The organism is Treponema sp. TIM-1, assembly GCF_046533115.1.
Classification (GTDB): Bacteria; Spirochaetota; Spirochaetia; order Treponematales; family Breznakiellaceae; genus JAIRMO01.
The window spans coordinates 1-3,715 of the sequence record NZ_JAJQRC010000082.1 but is presented as its reverse complement, the minus strand read 5'-3'; the positions used below and the strand labels follow the sequence as shown (position 1 = coordinate 3,715).

The following is a 3,715-nucleotide window of genomic DNA, read 5'->3' as shown; positions in this document are numbered from 1 at the left end:
GAACCACCGTATCGTCGCTTTCGTCTTCCGCATAGAAGAGCCGCACGTCGTAGGGCGCCGGACGCACCTTGCAGGGCTTACCCCGTAAATATACGACCAGTTGTGCGGTCAGTTCCGCAAGAACCGCCTGATGAAAATCATTGGGGGCCGCCTGGGCATAGGCGATTCCATTGATAAGCTCGAAGCGTTCACCCTCGTCCAGTTCCCATGCCTTGTAATCGGCGTAGGTAAAATGCTGTCCTTCATCCAAGATCCGCGCGGCGTCACCCATGGGTTAAGTGTAGACCGGAACGCGATCCCCGTCAACACGGGTATCTGCCGGGATAACTGTATAGGAATTTTTAACCACGAACGACACGAACATCACGAACAAAAGAAAAAATTCAGGGTGTTAATTTCCAATGAAAGTGGGGCTTTCGTTCGTAAGTTATCCGTGTTGAGGGGTTTAATATCCCGGAGTTCTGCTCCGTGGAGGCTTATTAATAGGAGTAACGCCGCCCCTGCGCCCAAGGCCAAAGCCTACCTGGTACAGATCCGGCATATTGATGCGGCCGTCCCGCATCTCCGTAAACACCCCGAGGCGGATGAGTTCTTTTTGTATTCCGATCCATCCCTGATCCTGATGTTGGGGAGGGAGCCGCTTTGAGGTGATGCTATTGGGTCCCTGGGGATATCTTCTATCCCAGCGGTCCTGTATGGTGGTAAACTCTACCGGTACATTCAGATTCTCCAGGGGTTCACAAATATCCCGTACCCAGGGGTAATCCTCCGCCATCTCATCAATCCTGATAGAAGAGGCCTTTTGCACCCCCCTTTTGATACTTTCATAATGCAGGGGATAATCGCCGCCCCTGACTGACGAATCCTCCGCCGCTTTCCGTATGGCCGCCAGAAAGGACCGGGGGGAGGTCCGCCCTTTGCCATCCGCCAGGTGGCTCACGGACCAGATGTAGGGAACACCCCGCCGCTTATCTCTTCCCATCTGAGAACCGGCCAGTTTTTCAAACAGACGACGCTGGGTTGCTTCGTCCCATTTGGCCTCATTGGCAATTACCCAGTAATCTTCAATCTGCTCCGGATCGCGGCCAAGGGATTCCCGGTACAGGTTCCGGAGTACATCGCCGCCTTCACCCGGCGCGTTACAGAGCAGATGCCAGAGGAGCCCGTGCAGATCGTATAAATACCAGTCAAGGTCGATCTTTGCGGCCAGGAGTTTTGAAGAATCCGGAAAATCCGTAACGGTTCGTGAGAGTTGATCTTCCCGTAAAAAGATTTTTGTATGGATATTGGAGTATGCCTTTAACCGTACCGCCAGGCGCAGCAGATCCCGGACTATTTCATTTATTTGTTCCCAGTTGTTGCCGGAACGATCCAGGGCGTCAAATACGATGAGGCCGTTGATGCCCTTCGATTTAAACAGATCATTGGCCTTCTGTAAAAGTCTGGTCCAGGGTTCAGGATTCTTCCGTACCCAGGTGACACTGTCCGTCCAGCCATTCACCGGAACCGGATCCCCTGTTTCCCCGCATAACCAGCGTGCAAGCACGGTTTGCCAGACCTCATAGGCGGTAAATTTTTTTTCCAAAAGATCCGTGTAGATTTCCAGTGAAGGGTACTGGCTGTCCATCGAACTTTCCGAAAACCCGATTTGCGCCTTTATATTTTTTAATTCCGGTATATTGCCTCCGATGATGGCCCGTAATATCTCATCTCCCAGCGCCCTGGTCCAGGTGGTCTTACCCACCCCCCTGGCGCCGATTATCAGGTTATGGTGCAGCCGCAGCGATTTTATATGCGCCGGGGGAATATAGAGCTTTCGGGGACTGAGGGGTTCCGCGGAATTAAAAGAGGTTTCCGGAATAACCTCAACTATCGCTTGGCGGATTATTTGGAGGAGATCAGTCATTTTTTTTTATAATTCCTTCCAGGCCTTTTATCAAGCCGCCAAAGATGCTGAGCGCCTGTTCTTTGACCACCGCCTGTTGCAGAGGCGCATATACATTCTGCAGCGCCGCAAATCCACGGTTCCACATCACCGGCCAGGGGTAATGGGGAGCGTCGCCATCTGCCTTGTCGTAGTTAAAATAATCTTCATCGGAAGCGCCGGGGGGAACCGTATCGTATAAGCTCTCGGTAAAAATATTCCAAGCATGTTCACAGAGTCCGTCAATATACTCTGTTTGATTGGTTTCCGGAATCAACGCCCCCACTATACGCAGGCGGCCGCGGATGTCCTGAGCCGCCTCGTTGCGGAGCCAATGCCGGAAAAGGATATCGTATCCGGCCCAGGTCTGATCACTGTCAATGGCAAAGAGCAAAACCGTCTCGGCCCCCAGACTGGTAATGCAGGCGGAAGCTACCTCATCAATACCGGCGCGGGAATCGATTAAAATAACATCGGGGCGCCACTGGTTTTCCAGCTTCTCCAGCAGACGGCCAAGGCGGTTTTGCCAGGGCTCAAGGGAATTATCGGGTTTGTATTTTGACATCCATACCCGTCCCAGTTTTGCGATGTATTCACCGGGATCCCGGCCGTGGGCCGGAACGATACAGATCTCTCCGTTACGGGAGAGATCGCTTATGGCGGTCATATAGGGGAAAACCGCCTCATCGTTATGGAGCAGATCCTCAACCAGCCAGTCGGTTATGCCATAGGCGGGGCATTTATCATCGGGCAGCAGGGAGCTGGAAAGGCCGGGGGATTCAAGGTCCAGATCCAGGACCATAACCTTTTTACCCTTCTCGGCCAATGCCCATGCCGCCGCCGCTAAGGCTGTTGAGCGTCCCACGCCCCCCTTTATCGAAAAAAATACGATACGGCTTGCGCCGGAGGCGGGCGGCGCTATGCTCCTCCAGTCATTTTCGGTAAGAAGACGATCCGCTATGATAACGTTCGGAAAGTCCTGCAGGGGGAAATGGGGGATCCCCCGCAACACCGTATCCGGGGAAGGTTCATAGATCACCGGGCTTGTTGCGGGAAGACGGGATTCAAGAAGACCGGCGATACTGCACACCACCGCATCCAGGGCGTTTTTGGCATTCCTGTCAGATTCGACCTTTTCAGCCACCACCAACCGGACAAGACCGTTCAGATCGCGGTTGATGATCAGTTTCCCGATTTTTGCCAGATTCACGGCTTCTCCTTTCAATGATTTCTGAAGCGCCGGCAGTATTTCATCAAAGGTTTTCATATCACCAGTCTTCCTTCCAAAACGGCTTTGTTGACCAGGCTCCGCACAAGTTCCACTCCCTGCCGGTGTGCCTCTACATACATTTGGCTGAAAATTGATCTATTGGCATAGCGCTGGGAAATATCCCAGTTGTCAAAGGGGTTCTGCCGGGGAAGCAGGTATCCTGCGGCGCCGACGCCGGCCCGGTATGTCTCGTAGCGAGCCCAGAGTTCATCAATGTGTACCCTGTCTTTGTCGAACGGGACTCCTGTCGGTTTAAGGATCATACCAAACTCCAGCATTAGACATTTCAATCCGCACTCCGCCGCTAATCCGTAGAGGTGATCCGCGTTTGGCCATCGGGAGTCGTTGAACAGATAATTTGCGTCTTTCCTGTGCCGTTCATAGGCATTATAAAAATCCGGTGGCACCATCTTTACCCTTTGAAAGTCACGCTTTCATTCGTAATGTATCCGTTAAACAACCTACGCAAGGTTTGAAAAAATATCGCTTAAGGTGAGTGAAAACCCTTCCAGTACCGCCGA

At 52.6% G+C, this 3,715-nt stretch carries 4 protein-coding genes; all 4 read right to left on the bottom strand.

All coding sequences use genetic code 11. The annotated features are described in order from the left end of the window. Window positions 1-271 (bottom strand): Uma2 family endonuclease (locus LQZ21_RS14865; protein ID WP_411045364.1); only part of this gene is annotated, 271 nt, incomplete at its 3' end. A gap of 174 nt (window positions 272-445) precedes the next feature. After that, window positions 446-1,906, bottom strand: a complete 1,461-nt coding sequence (locus LQZ21_RS14860) for a hypothetical protein (protein ID WP_411045363.1) — start codon at window positions 1,904-1,906, stop codon at window positions 446-448. Then, window positions 1,899-3,191 carry a KGGVGR-motif variant AAA ATPase gene (locus tag LQZ21_RS14855; RefSeq protein WP_411045362.1) on the bottom strand — a complete coding sequence of 431 codons (1,293 nt, stop codon included), beginning with the start codon at window positions 3,189-3,191 and terminating at the stop codon, window positions 1,899-1,901. Before LQZ21_RS14855 ends, LQZ21_RS14860 begins: the two co-directional genes overlap by 8 nt. Then, complete coding sequence (locus tag LQZ21_RS14850) at window positions 3,188-3,484, bottom strand: hypothetical protein (protein ID WP_411045361.1); 297 nt, start codon at window positions 3,482-3,484, stop codon at window positions 3,188-3,190. Before LQZ21_RS14850 ends, LQZ21_RS14855 begins: the two co-directional genes overlap by 4 nt. Window positions 3,485-3,715 lie beyond the last annotated feature (231 nt).

Bases quoted from the DNA above. Each gene is read 5' to 3' on its own strand.
- LQZ21_RS14860 (WP_411045363.1), bottom strand. From the start codon at position 1,906: ATGACTGATCTCCTCCAAATAATCCGCCAAGCGATAGTTGAGGTTATT.
- LQZ21_RS14855 (WP_411045362.1), bottom strand. From the start codon at position 3,191: ATGAAAACCTTTGATGAAATACTGCCGGCGCTTCAGAAATCATTGAAA.